Below are 16,108 nucleotides of genomic sequence, written 5' to 3' on the forward strand. Positions count from 1 at the left end.
ACAGGCAGATGGCGGAGCGTCGGCGACCGACTCGGGCGACGCTCCCGGCCACCTCCGCGAGCGATCCCCCACCCGGCCCCGGCACCAGCGGCACGAACCGGGAACGGCGGTAGATCGCCGGCGCAAGGGAGTCATCGACAGGCGCGAGCCCCGTCACGGGACAGGGCCCGACCATCCGCATGGCCGGGCCCTGTCTCGACGTTGGACTTGAAACGCTGCCCGCTACGGGCAGGCGGCGTCGTTGCCGGCGACGTTGACCGCGGTCCAGGCGGCCTTGACCGCCTTGTACTCGGTGGAGCAGTTGCCGTACAGGTCGGCGGCGGCGCGCAGCGAGTAGGCGCGGGCCGTGTTGCCCGGGTTGGCGGTGTTGACGTAGGACGTGTTGGACGTGAAGTACAGGTTAACGGCGCGGAACCAGATCAGCTCGGCCTTCGACCGGCCGATGCCGGTGACGGCGGGGGCGGAGCCGCAGACCGGGGAGGTGCCGAAGGCGGTGCTGCCGGTGCCGTTGGCGAGGTTGAAGAAGAAGTGGTTCGCCGGGCCCGACGAGTAGTGCACGTCGACGTTCTTGGTGCTGGTGGACCAGCAGCTGTGCGACGAGCCGTCCAGCGACGGGTTGTACATGTACCGCAGCGGCGTCCCGTTGCCCCGGATGTTGATCTTCTCGCCGATCTGGTAGTCGCCCGGGTCGCTGGCGGTGTTGGCGTAGAACTCGACCATCGAGCCGAAGATGTCGCTGGTGGCCTCGTTGAGACCGCCGGACTCGCCGGAGTAGGTGAGGCCGCCGGAGACGATGTTGGCGGTGACGCCGTGGCTCATCTCGTGGCCGGCGACGTCGAGGGAGACCAGCGGCCGCGCGTTGCCGGAGCCGTCGCCGTAGGTCATCTGCGAGCCGTTCCAGAACGCGTTGACATACGCGTTGCCGTAGTGCACCCGCGACGGCACGCCGGCGCCGTTGCCGAAGATGCCGTTGCGGCCGTGCACGTTCTTGAAGTAGTCGAACGTCTTCGCGGCGCCGAAGTAGGCGTCCGCGCCGGCGGACTGCCGGTTGCTGTTGGCGTTGGTGCCCCACGTGTTGTCGGCGTCGGTGAAGACGGTGCACGTGCCGGAGGTGGTGTTGTTCATGTCGCAGGCGGTGTTGTTGCCGTGCGAGGGGTCGCTCATCCGATACGTGCTGCCGCTCAGCGTCGTGTCGATGCTGACGTTGCCGGAGTAGATGGTCTTGCCGGTGCCGGCCACGGTCTCGATCTCGTCCCACGTGCCGAGGACCTCGTTGCTGGTCGCGTCGGTGACGACGTGCAGCACGGACGGGGTCTGCCCGTCCGGCGCCCAGCCCTCCACGACGCTCTCCCACGCGAGCCGCCCCGTGCCGCTGGAGGCGTCGACCATGAGCTGCGGCGCGCGGGTGGCGGTCACGCTGCCGGCGAACGCGGCCTTGGCGGTGCGCTGCGCGGCGACCGCCGCGACGGACGGGGTGACGGAGATCCGCAGCGGCGCGTCGAGGCTGTTGGACGTGCCCGCGTAGGCGCCCTTGGCGTCGGTGTGCACGACGACGTCGCCGCCGTAGACGCGCAGCCCGTGATACGTGCGGGTGTAACGCACGTGGGCGGCGCCGCCGGCCTCCACCTCGGCGCGGTAGACCTTGAACGCGTCACCGGACGCGACCTTCGCGTCGGCACCGTGCAGCCGCAGCGCCCGGTCGACGGTGGCCGAGCCGGCCGAGCCGCCGGACACCTCGACGGCCGGTCCGCCGGAGCCGACGGGTCCCGCGAACGCGGCGGTGGCCGTCGCGGGCACGACAAGCACGGCGCCGATCAGCGCCGCGAAGCTTCTTCTCACTGGCCCTCCCTGAGTGGGTCCATCCGTGACGGGTGACGTCACGCATCGACGTATATCAGGGTATGAATGTCTCGTGAACCCCTTGCTACAAGGTCATGTGGAACGAACGACCCACGATCTCGCGTAAGACGGCGTCGTCGACGGCATCGACACGCTTGATGTAGAGGCAGCCCTTGCCGGTCGTGTGCGGCCCGAGCCGGCCCAGCAGGTCCTGATACGCGTCCACCCCGCCGGTCAGATACAGCACCGTCTGCGCCTTGCGCGGCGAGAAGCTCACCGCCGGAATGTCGCCCTCCCGGCCCGAGTCATAGCGGTAGTGCCGCGAGCCGAAGCCGACGATCGCCTTGCCCCACAGCACCGCCGGCTCGCCCGTCACCGCGCCCATCAGCGCGACGAGCTGCCGCGCCTCCCCGCGCCGCCGCTCGTCGGCCACCCCCTCGACGAACTCGCCGACATCACCGTCGCCCGCCACCGTCTGGTTCGTGTCTGCCATGCGCACACGCTACGACCCGGGTACGACATTTCCGCCGGCGTTGAGCCGCGCGGCACGCATCGTCAGGTACCGCCGCTCCGGGATGCTCGCCGTGGCCGACGCCGCCGCCCGGTAGTGCCCGGCCGCCGCCGCGGCGTCACCGGCCAGCTCGTGCAGGTGGCCGCGGACCGCGTCGAGCCGGTGGCTGCCCGGCAGGCGCCCGTCCAGGGCCGCCAGCAGCCGCAGCCCCTCCGCCGGGCCGTCCACCATCGCGGCCGCGACCGCCCGGTTCAGCGCGACGACCGGATTCGCGGTCATGCGCTCCAGCAGCCCGTACAGGGCGAGGATCTGCGGCCAGTCGGTGTCCTGCGTGCTCGCCGCCCGGTCGTGCAGGGCGGCGATCGCGGCCTGCAGCTGAAACGGCCCGACCGCGCCGGCGCGGAACGCCGCGTCGAGCACGGCGGTGCCCTCCACGATCAGCGGCCGCAGCCACCGCCGCCGGTCCTGCTCGGCGAGCGGCACCAGGTCACCGGCGGCGTCGACGCGGGCGGGCCGCCGGGCGTCGGTGAGCAGCATCAGCGCCAGCAACCCCGCGACCTCACCGTCGTCGGGCAGCAACGCGCGCAGCATCCGGGCGAGCCGGATCGCCTCGGCGGACAGGTCGACGCGGACGAGCTCGCCGCCACCGCCGGCGTACCCCTCGTTGAAAATCAGATAGAGCACGTGCAGCACCGACCGCAGCCTGGACGCCCACTCCGGCCGCTCCGGCATCCGGAACGGCGCGTCGAGGGAGCGGACCTTCTGCTTCGCGCGGCTGATCCGCTGACCCATCGTCGCCTCCGGCACCAGGAACGCCCGGGCGATCTCACCCGTGGTCAGCCCGCCGACGGCCCGCAGCGTCAGCGCGATCGCCGACGCCTCGGTGAGCGCCGGATGGCAGCACAGGAACAGCACGGTCAGGGTGTCGTCCCGCTCGTACACCACCGGCGGCGGCTCGACGGCGAGCACCTCGCGCCGCCGTCTGGCCTGGTCGGCCCGCAGCTGGTCGAGCAGCTTCCGCGAACCGGTCCGGATCAGCCAGCCCCGCGGGTTGTCGGGGATCTCGTCCCAGTGTGTGGCGGCGGCGAGCAGCGCCTCCTGCGTGGCGTCCTCCGCGGCGCAGAAGTCGCCGAACCGGCGGGCCAGCGCGCCGAGGACCTGCGGCGCCAGCTCGCGCAGCAGGTCCTCGACGGAGTCCTTCACCGGCTCAGACCTCGGACGTCAGCAGCTCGAAGTCGGCCGCGTCCATCACCCTGCGGACCGTGATCGGCTGCCGCTGCGGCACCCCACCCGGCCCCGGCACGCAGGAGATCTTCGCGGCGATCTCGATCGCCCGGGCCTCCGAGTCGACGTCGACCAGCTGATACCCGGCGAGCAGCTCCTTCGACTCGGCGAACGGCCCGTCGGTGACGACCGGCGCCGCGACGCCGTCGGACGTGACCACCTTCGCGTGCTCCGGCCCGGTCAGCGCCTGCTGGTCGACGAGCTCACCGCTGTCGAGCAGCTCCTGCCGCAGCGCCCCGTAGTAGTCCATGTGCGCCGCGATGTCCTGCGGCGTCCACTCGTCCATCGGCGTGTCCACGTCGCCGCCGTTGTAGTCCACGATCAGCAGGTACTTCGCCATCCCCGGCTCCTCACGTCGCGCCGCGCCGTCCGGCGGCGGTCACCATGGGAACGGAGCCACCCCGGCGGTTTCGACATGCGCGGCGCAACGATCTTCGCACTCGCACAGTGGATGACGACGTCATGATGTGACGATGGAGACCGAAGCCGGATTCGAACCGGCGTGCACCGCTTTGCAGGCGGCCCCCTGACCTGACTCGGGCATACGGTCGTGATACTGCGTGCCCTCGGCTGGACTCGAACCAGCGACCTTCAGGTTCGGAACCTGGCGCTCTGCTCCACTGAGCTACGAAGGCGCGTGTACTGCGTGCGGGTGGAGGGATTCGAACCCCCTGAGCCAAAGGCACCTGGGTTACAGCCAAGCCCGACTCTCCAACGTCGGCGCACCCGCATGATCTGGTGTTGCTCCGGCGCCCGGACCCGAACCGGGACCCAGGGGGTGCGTCGCGGTAGGTGCCGGGCTGCGGCGGGCCCAGACGCCGCCTGGAACCACGCCGGTCACACCCGGATACAACCCCGGTATCCGGGCGCGCCCAGCGCGGCCCCAGTCGACGCCTGGACCTCGCCTCGCACCGACCCCTACCACGACGCACCCCCTGCGGTTAACAGCCGTTTGCCCTGCCGATTGGGCGACGCCGGACCGGACTGACACCGAACTGACGTAGCGCGGACGGGCCTCGAACCCGCACAGTGTCCCGGGTGAAAGCCGGGCGACTCTCCCAATTCGTCCACCGCGCCATGCTTCATACACGGTCGTACACGTGAGATGCGGGGGTGGGATTCGAACCCACGATGCTCCGGCTTATGAGACCGGCGAGGACGACCGAACTCCTCCACCCCGCAGTGCGCCGCCAGGGACTCGAACCCCGAACTTGCTGGTTAAGAGCCAGCCGCTCTACCCATTGAGCTAGCGGCGCGCTGTACTGCGTGTCCTCGGCTGGATTCGAACCAGCGACCCCCAGGTCCGCAACCTGGCGCTCTACTCCCCTGAGCTACGAAGACGTGAACTGCGTGCCCTCGGCGCGATTCGAACGCGCACCTACGACGACCTCAACGCCGTGCCTCTACCTTTGGACCACGAGGGCCGGACTTTCTTGACGGCGCCCCGGACAGCCCCGGGGCGTGCGCTGCAGGCGGAGGATTCGAACCCCCAATGTCCGGTTCAGAGCCGGATGTGTTGCCGGGTTACACCAGCCTGCAAGGGGCCGGCGGGGTGATGGCCCGCCGGCCGGGGAACAACGGAGCGGCAACCGGGACTTGAACCCGGGACCTTCGCCATGGCAAGGCGACGCTCTGACCACTGAGCTACAACCGCACGTGCTGGTGCCCCGGGAGGCGAGCGTCCCCCTCGCGTTCCCTTCCCCGGGCACCCAGAACAGCTCACGGGCACCGACCCCGTTTCTCCGCTGTGGAAGAGCGGCGTGTCCGCCGAGTTCACCAGAGCTGCGTCGCCCGTCCGGGGGTTGAACCCGGTCTTCCGGATTGAGAGTCCAGTGGTCTACCTTCCTCAGCCTCACGGGCGCTATTTCGCACATTCATATAGACGTGTGTCATCCATTGTGGAGTTGTCAAAGAACGGCATTCATCGACCGGCGAGCGGGCAAAGAAAAACCGCCCGGTCCCGGGTGCGGGAAGGGCGGCGGGGTGCTGTGCCAGCGGGATGCTAGCCGCTCCACCTGCCCTGGTGCTGCTGAAGTCGCTCACAGAGATAACCGCGGAGATTGCCTCCGAACACGGCTTCCCCGCAACCGCGCGGCAGCTGCCGTCGCGTCGCGTCACTGGGGAGCCGCTTCATGGCCCTTCTCCTGTCTCTCGTGTTTCATCCGGTGTTGATGAATACGATAGGGCGCGCCGCCGACGGCGACAACCCTATTTATCGGCCGTCTTTCAAATGGTCGCGTTCCAGGTGCGGATCGACGGCAGGTCGTGCTCGTGGCCTAGGGTCGAAAGGGTCGCGGTGTCGAGGCTGAGGCGCGCGCCGAACGCGACGGACTCGCCGATCCACCGCGACGCCAGGGCGCGCGAGGCGTGGCCGTGGCCGACGACGGCGACGTCACCGACGACGAGCATCGGGCGGACCCGCGCCAGGAACCGGTCGAGCCGGATGGTGACCTGCTCCGGGGTCTCGCCGCCGGGACAGCCGTCGGTCCACAGGTCCCAGTCCGGCCGCTCGGCCCGGATCTCGGGGGTGGTCAGCCCCTCGTACGTGCCGTAGTCCCACTCGGCGACGTCGGCGTCGACCTCGGTGACCGTGAGGCCGGCGAGCTCCGCCGTGCGCAGCGCGCGGCGGCGGGGGCTGCTGACGACGGCGACGAAGCCCGCCGTCATGAACGCCCGGCTGAGTGCCCGGCCCTGCCGCTCACCCGCCGGGGTGAGGTCGAGATCGGTCCTCGAGGTGTGGCGCCCGGCGGCGCTCCACTCGGTCTGTCCGTGCCGCACCACGACGATGTCGCCCATCCGCCTCATTCTGCCTCGCTTCGCTACAGTGCGTCTCGTGGACGAGGTTCTGGTGCTCTGGGATGTTGACCATACACTCGTCGACGTCGATGGACTCGGTCGTGAGGCCTACGATCTGGCGTTTTTTCGCCGGTACGGGCGGCCGGTGACCAACCAGCCGCCGATGGCGGGCCGCACCGACCGGGCGATCGCGCACGACGTGCTGCGGCTCAACGGCGCGCCGACGTCCGCGGAGCATCTGGAAGGGCTGCGGGTCGCGGCGGAGACGGCGTTCGACGAGCTGGCGCATCTCCTGCCGGTGCGGGGCCGGGCGCTGCCGGGCGCCCTGGCCGCCGTCATGTCGGCGAACGGGGTGCAGTCGGTGCTGACGGGCAACCTGCGGCGGATCGCGGAGGTGAAGCTCGGCCCGTTCGGCCTGGTGGAGCACCTGGATCTGGACGCGGGCGCGTACGGCTGGAGCCACACCGTCAGGGCCAACCTCGTCGGCATCGCCAGGGCGGCGGCGCGGGACCGCTACGAGCGCTCCTTCGACGGCCTGCGGACGGTCCTCGTCGGCGACACACCCCTGGACGTCGAGGCGGCCCTCGCCACGGGCGCGGGCGTGGTGGCGGTGGCGACCGGCCGCTACACGGTCGAGGAGCTGACGGCGGCGGGCGCGCACGTGGTCCTGCCCGACCTGTCCGACACCGGCGGAGTCGGGGACGCGATCAGCCGGGCCCGCACCGGCCGCTAGATCTTCGGCGACCGGTTCTCGTACGGCGTGGACAGCACGACCGTCGTGCGGGTGATGACGTTGGCGGCGGTGCGGATCTCCTGCAGCAGGCGCTCCAGCGCGAGCGGGCTCTCGACCCGGACGAGCAGCATGTAGAAGTCCTCGCCGGCGACGGAGTAGCACGACTCGATCTCCGGCAGCTTCGCCAGCCGGTCGGGGGCGTCGTCGGGCTGCGACGGGTCGATGGGGCGGATCGCGACGAACGCCGTCAGCGGCAGTCCGATCGCGTCGTGGTCGAGCCGTGCCGTGTAGCCCTTGATGACGCCGCGCTGCTCCAGGCGGCGCACCCGCTGGTGCACCGCCGACACCGACAGCCCCACCTTCTCGGCGAGGTCGGTGTAGGACAGGCGGCCGTCGGCGGCCAGGGCCGCCACGATCGCGCGATCGGTCTCTTCCACGGCACGAACCCTAACTGGTGCCCGCCCCGGCGCGCAGGCACGATTCTCAGAGCGACCGGGCGATGACGAGGCGTTGGATCTGGTTGGTCCCCTCGAATATCTGCAGCACCTTGGCCTCCCGCATGTACCGCTCGACGGGGTGGTCCTGCACGTAGCCGGCCCCGCCGAGCACCTGGACGGCGTCGGTGGTGACGCGCATCGCAGTGTCCGTGCAGAACAGCTTCGCCATCGCGGCCTCCGCGCTGTGCGGGCGGCCGGCGTCGCGCAGTCTCGCCGCGGACAGGTACAGCGCCCGCGCCGCGGTGATCTGGGTGGCCATGTCGGCGAGCATGAACCCGACGCCCTGGAACTCCACGATCGGGCGGCCGAACTGCGCGCGGTCCTTGGCGTAGGCGACCGCGTAGTCGAGGGCGGCCTGGGCGACGCCGACGGCGCAGGCGGCGATGCCGAGCCGGCCGCCGTCCAGGGCGCTCAGCGCGATCTTGAAACCGCCTCCGGCCTCGCCGAGGAGCCGGTCGGCGGGCACGTGCGCGCCGTCGAGCACGATCTGCGCGACCGTGGAGGAGCGCAGGCCCATGGTCCGCTCGGGTGCCTGCGGCAGCAGCCCGGGGGTGCCGGCGTCGAGCAGCAGGCAGGAGATGCCTTCGGGGGTGCGGCAGAAGACGTCGTAGAAGTCGGCCTTGCCGCCGTGGGTGATCCAGGCCTTCGTGCCGTTGAGCGTGTACCCGTCGCCGTCGGGGTCGGCCCGGGTGGTGAGCGACGCCGCGTCGGATCCGCTCTGCGGCTCCGACAGGCAGTAGGCGCCGAGCAGCTCACCGCCGAGCATGTCGGGCAGGTGCCGCTTGCGCTGCGTCTCGGTGCCGTACGCGGCGGTCGGGTAGCAGGCGAGGCTGTGCACGGAGACGCCCTCGGCGACCGCCAGCCAGCGGGCCGCGATCTCCTCGAGGACCTGCAGGTACACCTCGTAGGGCTGGCCGCCGCCACCGTACTCGGCGTCGAACGGCAGCCCGAGCAGCCCGGCCCGGCCGAGCAGGCGGAACAGCTCGCGGGGGAACTGGCCGCGGGCCTCGAAGTCGTCGACGCGCGGCGCCAGCTCCCCGTCAGAGATCTCCCGCACGAGCCCGATGAGGTCCGCGGCCTCCTCGGTCGGCAGGATCCGCTCCACCTGACGCCGCTGGGCGCTCACAGGATCACCAGCTCGGTCGGGATCGTGTTGAGCCGGTCGACGCCGCTGCTCGTACACACGACGATGTCCTCGATGCGGGCACCGTGCCGGCCGGAGAGGTAGATCCCGGGCTCGATCGAGAACGCCATGCCCTCTTCGAGCGGGGTGTCGTTGCCGGCCACGATGTAGGGCTCCTCGTGCCCGTCCAGGCCGATGCCGTGGCCGGTGCGGTGCAGGAACGCCGGTCCGTAGCCGGCGGCCGCGATGAGGTCGCGGGCGACGGCGTCCACGGACTCGGCGGTGACCCCGGGCCGCACGGCGGCGACCGCGGCGCGCTGCGCCTCGAACAGCACCTGGTAGTACGCGGCGAACTCGGCGGGCGGCTCGCCGATGCAGTACGTGCGGGTCGAGTCGGAGCAGTAGCCGTCGGGCATGCGGCCGCCGATGTCGACGACGACGGGCTCACCCGCGGCGATCACCCGGTCGGAGGTGCCGTGGTGCGGGCTGGCGCCGTTGGGTCCGGCGGCGACGATCGTGAACTCGACGGTCGCGTGCCCGGCGGCGCGGATCGCGGCGGCGATGTCGGCGGCGACCTCGTTCTCGGTGCGACCGGCCCGCAGCCACTGCCCCATCTGGGTGTGGACGGCGTCGATCGCCTGCCCGGCCCGGCGCAGCGCCTCGACCTCGCCGGGCGACTTGCGCACCCGCAGGGCGGCCAGGACGGCGCCGGCGAGGCGCTGCTCGGCGGACGGCAGCGCGGCGCGCAGGGCGAGGACCTGCTCGGCCCACATCCGGTTGCCGAGCCCGACCGCGTCGGCCTTGCCGATGGCTGCGCTCACCAGTTCGTACGGGTCCGAACCGTCCACGTGGTCGACGATCCGTACACCGTGGGGATCGGCTGCCTCGGCGGCCGGGCGCTCCAGGCGGGGCACGATCAGGGTCGGCTCGCCGTCGGCGGGCAGCACGAGCAGGGTGAGCCGCTCCAGCGCGTGCGCGTCGTAACCCGTGAGATACTGCAGGTCAGCGCTTGGCGGGATGAGGAGCGCGTCGAGTCCGGCCGCGATGGCGGCGGACTGCGCGGCACGGAGTCGCTGTTCCTTCTGGGACACGTGTGCAAGCTTAACGTTCGTTTGGTTTCCGGGCGACCACCCGGAGTCGACACCAACGGATAGGTGTCGGTCGGGGACCTTTGGCGTAGTCTGCAGTCGGAGCTTGAGTAAGGGCAGAGATCGCACGGACCGAGCGGTTCCCCGATCGAGACGAGCAGCGCATCGCATGAGCGCACGCAACGCCGCCATCGCGGGCGACCGGCGCAACGAGCCGTTCGCCCATGATGCGTTGCTCTACCGCGACGCCGCCACGTTCCTCGACGGCACGATGCACTTCATCTACGAGGGCGTCTCCCTCGGCGAGCCGGTCGCCGTCGCCGCGCCGCCGGCCAACGTGCAGCTGATCCGCGAGCGCCTCGGCGCGTTCACCGACATGCGGGAGGCGGGCCGCAACCCGGGCCGGATCATCCCCTGGGTGCTGTCGAAGTTCATGGACGAGCACCCGGGCAAGCGGGTCCGCGTGATCGGCGAGCCGATCTGGTCCGGCCGCTCCGAGGACGAGTACCCGGCCTGCGTCCAGCACGAGGCGATGATCAACGTGGCGTTCCACGGCCGCGAGGCGTCGATCCTCTGCCCCTACGACACCAGCCGCCTCGACCCGCACATGGTCAAGGACGCCTACGCGACGCACCCGACGATGATCGAGGACGGCGCGCGGTCCGCCAGCGACGCGTACGATCCCTACAGCATCACCGAGGCCTACAACGTGCCGCTGTCGGAGCCCCCGTTCGGCGCCACGACGCTGCGCTTCGAGGTCGGCGGGCTGGTCAAGGTCCGCCGCGCCGTCGCCGAGATCGGCCTGGACGCGGACCTGCCGCCGGACCGCATCGGCGACCTGCAGAGCGCGGTCAACGAGCTCGCCACCAACAGCATCATGCACGCCGGCGGCTCCGGCACCCTGCGCACCTGGCGCGACGAGGAGCGGGTGGTCTGCGAGGTCCGCGACTTCGGCCACCTCACCGACGTGATGGCCGGCCGGCTGCGCCCCACCGGCGGCCGCGGCGGGCGCGGCCTCGTCATGGTCCACTACCTGGTCGACCTGGTCCAGCGACACACCAGCCAGACCGGCACCACCACCCGGGTGCACGTGCTTCGCTAGGCTGACTGGGTAGGCTGCTGCAGTGGCCCGACCTCTGCTGCTCGTCGACTCCGCCAGCCTCTACTTCCGCGCGTTCTTCGGCGTGCCCGAGAAGGCGGCCGTCGCCCCCGACGGCACCCCGGTCAACGCCGTCCGCGGTTTCCTGGACATGCTCTCGACCCTGGTCCGCGGCCGGCAGCCGGACCGGCTCGTCTGCGCCCTCGACGAGAGCTGGCGGCCGGCGTGGCGGGTGGCGCTGCTGCCGTCCTACAAGGCGCACCGGCTCACCCCCGCCGGCGGCGAGGAGGTCCCCGACGCCCTGTCGACGCAGGTGCCGATCATCCTGGAGTTCCTGGCGGCGCTCGGCATCACCGCCGTCGGCGCCCACGACTACGAGGCCGACGACGTCATCGGCACCCTCGCCACCCGCGAGCCCGGCCCGGTCGAGGTGGCCACCGGCGACCGCGACCTCTTCCAGCTCATCGACGACACCCGCGAGGTGACCGTCCTGTACTGCGGCCGCGGCGTCGCGAAGCTGGAGGTCCTCGACAACGCCGCCCTGCACGCCAAGTACGGGGTGCCCGCCGCCGGTTACGCCGACTTCGCCGCCCTTCGCGGCGACCCGTCCGACGGCCTGCCGGGCGTCGCGGGCGTCGGCGAGAAGACGGCCGCGCGCCTCGTCGACCGGTACGGTGACCTCGACGGCATCCTCGCCGCGCTCGACGACCCGGCGTCCGGCTTCGCCCCGGGACTGCGCACGAAGATCGCCGCCGGTCGCGAGTACCTCACCGCCGCCCGCGACGTGGTGGCGGTCGCCCGCACCATCCCGCTCGGCGACGTCGACACCAAGCTGCCATCCGCCCCCGCCGACCCCGACGCGCTGCTCGCCCTCGCCGAGCGCTGGGGCCTCGCCGGCGCCACCAAGCGCATCGTCGACGCCCTGGCGAGCTAGCTGCGGTCTAGGCCTCCCCGACGCGGACCGGGTCCACCTTCCAGATCTGCTCGCAGTACTCCCGGACGGTCCGGTCGGAGGAGAAGAAGCCGCACCGGGCCGTGTTGAGGATCGACATCCGCGTCCACCGGTCCGGATCCGTCCACGCCTCCGCGACCGTGTCCTGACAGTCCACATAGGACCGGTAGTCGGCGAGCGCCATGTACTCGTCGCGCCCCAGCATCGCGTCGACGACCGGGGCGAACACGTCGCGGTCGCCCTTCGCGAACGTGCCGGAGGCGATCGTGTCGACCGCGAGCCGCAGCTCGAAGTCCGCCTCGTAGAACGACCGCGGCGAGTACCCGGACCGGCGCAGCGCCGTCGCCGCCGGGGTGTCCATGCCGAACAGGAAGAAGTTGTCCGCGCCGACCCGGTCCCGGATCTCGATGTTCGCGCCGTCGAGGGTGCCGATGGTGAGCGCGCCGTTCAGGGCGAGCTTCATGTTGCCGGTGCCGGACGCCTCCTTGCCGGCCAGGGAGATCTGCTCGGACAGGTCGGCGGCCGGGATGATGAACTGCGCCTTCGTCACGTTGTAGTCCGCCGGGAACACCACCCGCAGATACCGGCTGACGACCGGGTCGGCGTTCACCACGCCGGCGACCGCGTTGACCAGCTCGATGAGCAGCTTCATCGCGTGGTAGCCCGGCGCCGCCTTCCCGCCGAAGAGCACCGTGCGCGGCACGTACGTCGCCTGCGGGTCGGCCCGGATCCGGTTCATCATCGTGATCACGTGCAGGAGCTTCAGCTGTTGCCGCTTGTACTCGTGGAACCGCTTGATCATCACGTCGCACAGCGCGTCGGGGTCGATGAGGACGCCCGTGGACCGCTCGACCGCGGCGGCGAGCCCGGCCTTGTTGTGCCGCTTCACGTCCCGCCACGCGGCGCGGAACGCGGGGTCGTCGGCGTGCGGACCGAGCCCGTGCAGCCGCTCCAGGTCCGTCAGCCACCCCTCGTCGCCGAGCATCTCGGTGATCAGCTCCGACAGCGCCGGGTTGGCCATGCGCAGGAACCGCCGCGGCGTGACCCCGTTCGTCACGTTGTGGAACCGCTCCGGCCACAGCTGCGCGAAGTCGTGCAGCGTCGTGCCGGCCAGCAGCTTCGTGTGCAGCTCGGCGACCCCGTTGACGGCGGTGCTGCCGACGACCGCGAGGTGCGCCATCCGCACCCGCCGCTCGTCGCCCTCCTGGATGATCGACATGCGGCGCACGACGTCCTCGTCGCCCGGGTACGCCTGCCGCACCTCCTCCAGGAAGAAGTGGTTGATCGCGTAGACGATCTCCATGTGCCGCGGCAGGAGCCGCTCCAGCAGCTGCACCGGCCACGTCTCGAGCGCTTCCGGCAGCAGCGTGTGGCACGTGTAGTTGAACGTCCGGCGGGTGATCCCCCACGCCTCGTCCCAGCCGAGCCCGTGCTCGTCGACCAGCAGCCGCATCAGCTCGGTCACCGCCATCACCGGATGCGTGTCGTTGAGCTGGATCACGACCTTGTCGGCGAACCCCTCCCATCCGCTGTTGCGCAGCCGGTACCGCCGGATGATGTCCCTCAGCGAGCACGCCACCAGGAAGTACTGCTGCTTGAGCCGCAGCTCCCGCCCGGGCTCCGTGCTGTCGTCGGGGTACAGCACCTTGCTGATGTTCTCGGCCCTCACGATGTCGTCGACGGCCTCGACGTACTGCCCGACCCCGAACCTCGCCAGGTCGAACGACTCGCGGCTCGCCCTGGCCTGCCACAGCCGGATGATGTTGACGGTCTGCGTCCCGTACCCCGGCACGAGCATGTGGCTCGGCTCGCCCCTGACCGTCTCCGCCGGCGTCCACTTCCGCCGCAGGTTCTCCGGGTCCTTCGGGTCGGCCACGGTCGTGCCGTAGAACCCGACCAGCTGCCGGTCGTCGGGCGCGGGGAACTCCCACGGGTTGCCGTAGAACGTCCAGTCGTCGGGCCGCTCGACCTGCTTGCCGTCGCGGAACGTCTGCTTGAAGATGCCGAACTCGTACCGGATCCCATACCCGACCGCCGGGATGTCCAGCGTCGCCATGGAGTCCATCAGGCACGCGGCCAGCCGCCCCAGCCCGCCGTTGCCGAGCCCCGGCTCGACGTCGTACACCTCGAGCGCCTCCGGCGACACCCCGAGGTCCTCGGCGATCGGCCTGACCCACCGCTCCGTGTCCGTGTACAGCAGGTTCTGCCTGAGCTGCCGCCCCAGCAGGTACTCCGCCGACAGGTAGTACACGAACCGCGGATTGGCCGCGTAATGCGCCGCCGCCGTCCTCGCATACCTGTCCACCAGCCTGTCCCGCACGGTCACGGCCAGCGTGTGGTACCCGTCAGGCCCACTCGCCGACTCGATCGTCGTCCCACGCTGGTAGTACAGGTTGGAGATCAGGTCCCGCTCGAACTCCTCGAGCGAGTCGCCAACAGTGCGCCTGGGTCGGGGCCGCGCCTCGGTCACCCGCCAAGTATCCGCCAGCCGCTCATCCCCGACCCACCGTCTCCCCAACTTTTCTCCCCGTCCCCTCCCACCCTCACCCGGCGCCCCGGAACCCCTCACGCCACCCCAGCCACACACGTCCATCCGGATCACGCACACAACCCTGGTACCACCCAGTCCACCGATCGACGTGCCCACATACCCCATGATCCGGAAAACTTCTGGTCGCCATAGCCACACAAACTCTTCCGGATCATGAGAATCACCCCCACCCCCACCCCCACCCGCCCGAGCCATCGATGGACTTCGCTCTACACCCATCGGTGACGTGGAACCACCCGAACGACACCCTCGACAGCGCCAGCCCACGCAAGCACGCCGGCCGAGAACCACCACCGCAACCACAGCACAGACGATGACTACGAGACCTGGCCACCACCATGATCGAAGGACAGCTCTGGTCGCCCGGACGACCGCCACGCGACTTCGATCACCAAGGGAGGTGACAGCGGCGGTCACGCCAGCTCGCGTACGGCCAGAAGGGCGAGCGCAGACCTGACCGGCCGCCAGCTGCGGAAGGGCGGAGGCCGACGTCCAGATCGGGTCGGTGGTCATGGCAACGGGGCGATCGGCGGGACGGGAACGACGCTGCCGCCCGGACGGGGCGAGAAACGACCCGTCGAGCGGCAGCGGAAGGAAGAAGCGGCGGAAGGGAGCGGAGCGGTCAGCGGCCGCGTTGGCGGCGGGCGTCGGCGATGCCGTTGGCGGCGCGGGCGGAGAAGGCCTGGCCGGCGCCGGGGGCCGTCGGGCCCGCGGCGGAGCCGCCGCCGAAGACGGGGCCGGCCGTGGCGGAGCGGAGGGCGTCGCCGGCGGCGATCTTGTCGCGGACGGCGGCGGCCTCGGCCTGCTCGCGCTCCGAGGGGACGGCCATGACGGCGCTGGCGAGGGCGATGACCACGACCAGGACGAAGAGGACGATCGGGGCGAGGAACCAGTTGACGTCGACGCCGGGGATCGTGGCCAGGTTGTCGGTGGTGAGGTTGACGTGCATGGCCGCCATGCCGGTGTAGTGCATGCCGCAGACGGCGACGCCCATGACGGCCGCCGCGGCGATCGTCGCGGGGATGCCGCGGACCACGATGGTGAACCAGAGGGCGACGGTGGCGGCGACGACCGCGATCGCGTAGGACGCCAGGTACAGGTTGCTCTTGTAGTCGAAGGAGCCGTTGATCCGCATCGCGGCCATGCCGGTGTAGTGCATGAAGGCGACGGACACGCCGGTGATCGGGCCGCCGACGAGCACCTTCCACATGGCGGGCTTGCCGAGGCCGACGATGAAGAGCCCGAGGCCGACGGTGATGACGGCGATGAAGAAGCTCGCGACGGTGATCGGGACGTCGTAGCGCAGCGGGGAGCCGCTGACGCTGAAGCCGATCATCGCCATGAAGTGCATGACCCAGATGCCGGTGCCGCCGATGGCCCAGGCCGCGAGCACCAGCAGCCACGCCCGGCGGCGGGTGTCGGTGGCCGCCCGGGCTCTGGCGGTGCTCACCAGGCCGAGGAGGGAACCAAGGAACGACATCGCGTACGCGAAGATCGGGGTGATCAGCCCGTACGTGAAATGATGCAGCTCTCCCACGATGCTTCCTTCCGCGCCGGGACTGGCCCCCCGGCGAAAAGCATCATTGCGGATCCGAACGATTTTTTCTAATCCGCTCCGATGAAAACTCGGTGGGT

Annotated in this window: 13 protein-coding genes and 11 tRNA genes; 3 read left to right on the forward strand and 21 right to left on the reverse strand. The window is 70.8% G+C overall.

Annotated elements, in window-relative coordinates:
- Positions 1–222 precede the first annotated feature (222 nt).
- From ACQEVZ_RS54390 to ACQEVZ_RS54465, 16 genes are all read right to left on the reverse strand, one after another.
- On the reverse strand, positions 223–1,839 hold the full coding sequence (locus ACQEVZ_RS54390) for a M4 family metallopeptidase (RefSeq protein ID WP_433383713.1): 1,617 nt from the start codon (positions 1,837–1,839) through the stop codon (positions 223–225).
- 85 nt (positions 1,840–1,924) lie between these two features.
- A complete protein-coding gene (locus tag ACQEVZ_RS54395) occupies positions 1,925–2,332 on the reverse strand; it encodes a DUF1801 domain-containing protein (RefSeq protein ID WP_354901294.1) in 408 nt (135 codons plus the stop codon).
- Between the two features lie 9 nt (positions 2,333–2,341).
- Complete coding sequence (locus tag ACQEVZ_RS54400) at positions 2,342–3,553, reverse strand: RNA polymerase sigma factor (RefSeq protein WP_433383715.1); 1,212 nt, start codon at positions 3,551–3,553, stop codon at positions 2,342–2,344.
- Positions 3,554–3,557: 4 nt separating this feature from the next.
- Positions 3,558–3,974, reverse strand: coding sequence for a YciI family protein (locus tag ACQEVZ_RS54405; RefSeq protein ID WP_344502206.1), 417 nt, complete (start codon positions 3,972–3,974; stop codon positions 3,558–3,560).
- A gap of 134 nt (positions 3,975–4,108) precedes the next feature.
- Positions 4,109–4,184 (reverse strand) — tRNA-Cys (locus ACQEVZ_RS54410).
- Positions 4,185–4,195: 11 nt separating this feature from the next.
- Positions 4,196–4,269 (reverse strand) — tRNA-Arg (locus tag ACQEVZ_RS54415).
- A 12-nt stretch (positions 4,270–4,281) separates the two neighbouring features.
- Positions 4,282–4,364, reverse strand: a tRNA-Tyr gene (locus ACQEVZ_RS54420).
- A 271-nt stretch (positions 4,365–4,635) separates the two neighbouring features.
- Positions 4,636–4,711, reverse strand: a tRNA-Glu gene (locus ACQEVZ_RS54425).
- A 28-nt stretch (positions 4,712–4,739) separates the two neighbouring features.
- Positions 4,740–4,816, reverse strand: a tRNA-Met gene (locus tag ACQEVZ_RS54430).
- A gap of 1 nt (position 4,817) precedes the next feature.
- Positions 4,818–4,890, reverse strand: a tRNA-Lys gene (locus tag ACQEVZ_RS54435).
- A gap of 11 nt (positions 4,891–4,901) precedes the next feature.
- Positions 4,902–4,975, reverse strand: a tRNA-Arg gene (locus ACQEVZ_RS54440).
- A 10-nt stretch (positions 4,976–4,985) separates the two neighbouring features.
- Positions 4,986–5,058, reverse strand: a tRNA-Leu gene (locus ACQEVZ_RS54445).
- Between the two features lie 42 nt (positions 5,059–5,100).
- A tRNA-Gln gene (locus ACQEVZ_RS54450) sits at positions 5,101–5,173 on the reverse strand.
- A gap of 42 nt (positions 5,174–5,215) precedes the next feature.
- Positions 5,216–5,288, reverse strand: a tRNA-Gly gene (locus ACQEVZ_RS54455).
- 133 nt (positions 5,289–5,421) lie between these two features.
- Positions 5,422–5,495, reverse strand: a tRNA-Glu gene (locus ACQEVZ_RS54460).
- Between the two features lie 365 nt (positions 5,496–5,860).
- The gene (locus ACQEVZ_RS54465) at positions 5,861–6,430 is read right to left on the reverse strand and encodes a histidine phosphatase family protein (protein WP_433383717.1); all 570 of its coding nucleotides are present in this window, start codon (positions 6,428–6,430) and stop codon (positions 5,861–5,863) included.
- On the opposite strand from ACQEVZ_RS54465, the gene ACQEVZ_RS54470 reads away from it, so the two are divergent.
- Entirely contained in the window at positions 6,420–7,163 is a 744-nt protein-coding gene (locus tag ACQEVZ_RS54470; RefSeq protein ID WP_433383719.1) for an HAD family hydrolase, read from the forward strand. The two genes, ACQEVZ_RS54465 and ACQEVZ_RS54470, sit on opposite strands and share 11 nt — an antisense overlap.
- Here ACQEVZ_RS54470 and ACQEVZ_RS54475 read toward each other — a convergent pair.
- Genes ACQEVZ_RS54475 through ACQEVZ_RS54485 form a run of 3 tightly spaced genes read right to left on the reverse strand, consistent with a single transcriptional unit; the run spans position 7,160 to position 9,874 of the window.
- Positions 7,160–7,600, reverse strand: coding sequence for an Lrp/AsnC family transcriptional regulator (locus tag ACQEVZ_RS54475; protein ID WP_360570413.1), 441 nt, complete (start codon positions 7,598–7,600; stop codon positions 7,160–7,162). The genes ACQEVZ_RS54470 and ACQEVZ_RS54475 overlap by 4 nt on opposite strands.
- Before the next feature lie 46 nt (positions 7,601–7,646).
- A complete protein-coding gene (locus tag ACQEVZ_RS54480; RefSeq protein ID WP_433383722.1) occupies positions 7,647–8,786 on the reverse strand; it encodes an acyl-CoA dehydrogenase family protein in 1,140 nt (379 codons plus the stop codon).
- Positions 8,783–9,874: a M24 family metallopeptidase gene (locus tag ACQEVZ_RS54485; RefSeq protein WP_433383724.1), complete on the reverse strand. Its 1,092-nt coding sequence runs from the start codon at positions 9,872–9,874 to the stop codon at positions 8,783–8,785. Before ACQEVZ_RS54485 ends, ACQEVZ_RS54480 begins: the two co-directional genes overlap by 4 nt.
- A gap of 166 nt (positions 9,875–10,040) precedes the next feature.
- On the opposite strand from ACQEVZ_RS54485, the gene ACQEVZ_RS54490 reads away from it, so the two are divergent.
- Together ACQEVZ_RS54490 and ACQEVZ_RS54495 are read left to right on the forward strand one after the other, a co-directional pair.
- The gene (locus ACQEVZ_RS54490) at positions 10,041–10,973 is read left to right on the forward strand and encodes an anti-sigma factor RsbA family regulatory protein (RefSeq protein ID WP_433383726.1); all 933 of its coding nucleotides are present in this window, start codon (positions 10,041–10,043) and stop codon (positions 10,971–10,973) included.
- Positions 10,974–10,995: 22 nt separating this feature from the next.
- On the forward strand, positions 10,996–11,904 hold the full coding sequence (locus ACQEVZ_RS54495) for a 5'-3' exonuclease (protein WP_344502198.1): 909 nt from the start codon (positions 10,996–10,998) through the stop codon (positions 11,902–11,904).
- A 7-nt stretch (positions 11,905–11,911) separates the two neighbouring features.
- On the opposite strand, the gene ACQEVZ_RS54500 is transcribed toward ACQEVZ_RS54495, so the two are convergent.
- Positions 11,912–14,392, reverse strand: coding sequence for a glycogen/starch/alpha-glucan phosphorylase (locus ACQEVZ_RS54500; RefSeq protein ID WP_433383728.1), 2,481 nt, complete (start codon positions 14,390–14,392; stop codon positions 11,912–11,914).
- 703 nt (positions 14,393–15,095) lie between these two features.
- Entirely contained in the window at positions 15,096–16,010 is a 915-nt protein-coding gene (locus ACQEVZ_RS54505) for an MHYT domain-containing protein (protein ID WP_433383730.1), read from the reverse strand.
- Positions 16,011–16,108 lie beyond the last annotated feature (98 nt).

The sequence above is a fragment of the Dactylosporangium sp. CA-152071 genome (assembly GCF_050936335.1).
Lineage (GTDB): Bacteria > Actinomycetota > Actinomycetes > Mycobacteriales > Micromonosporaceae > Dactylosporangium > Dactylosporangium maewongense.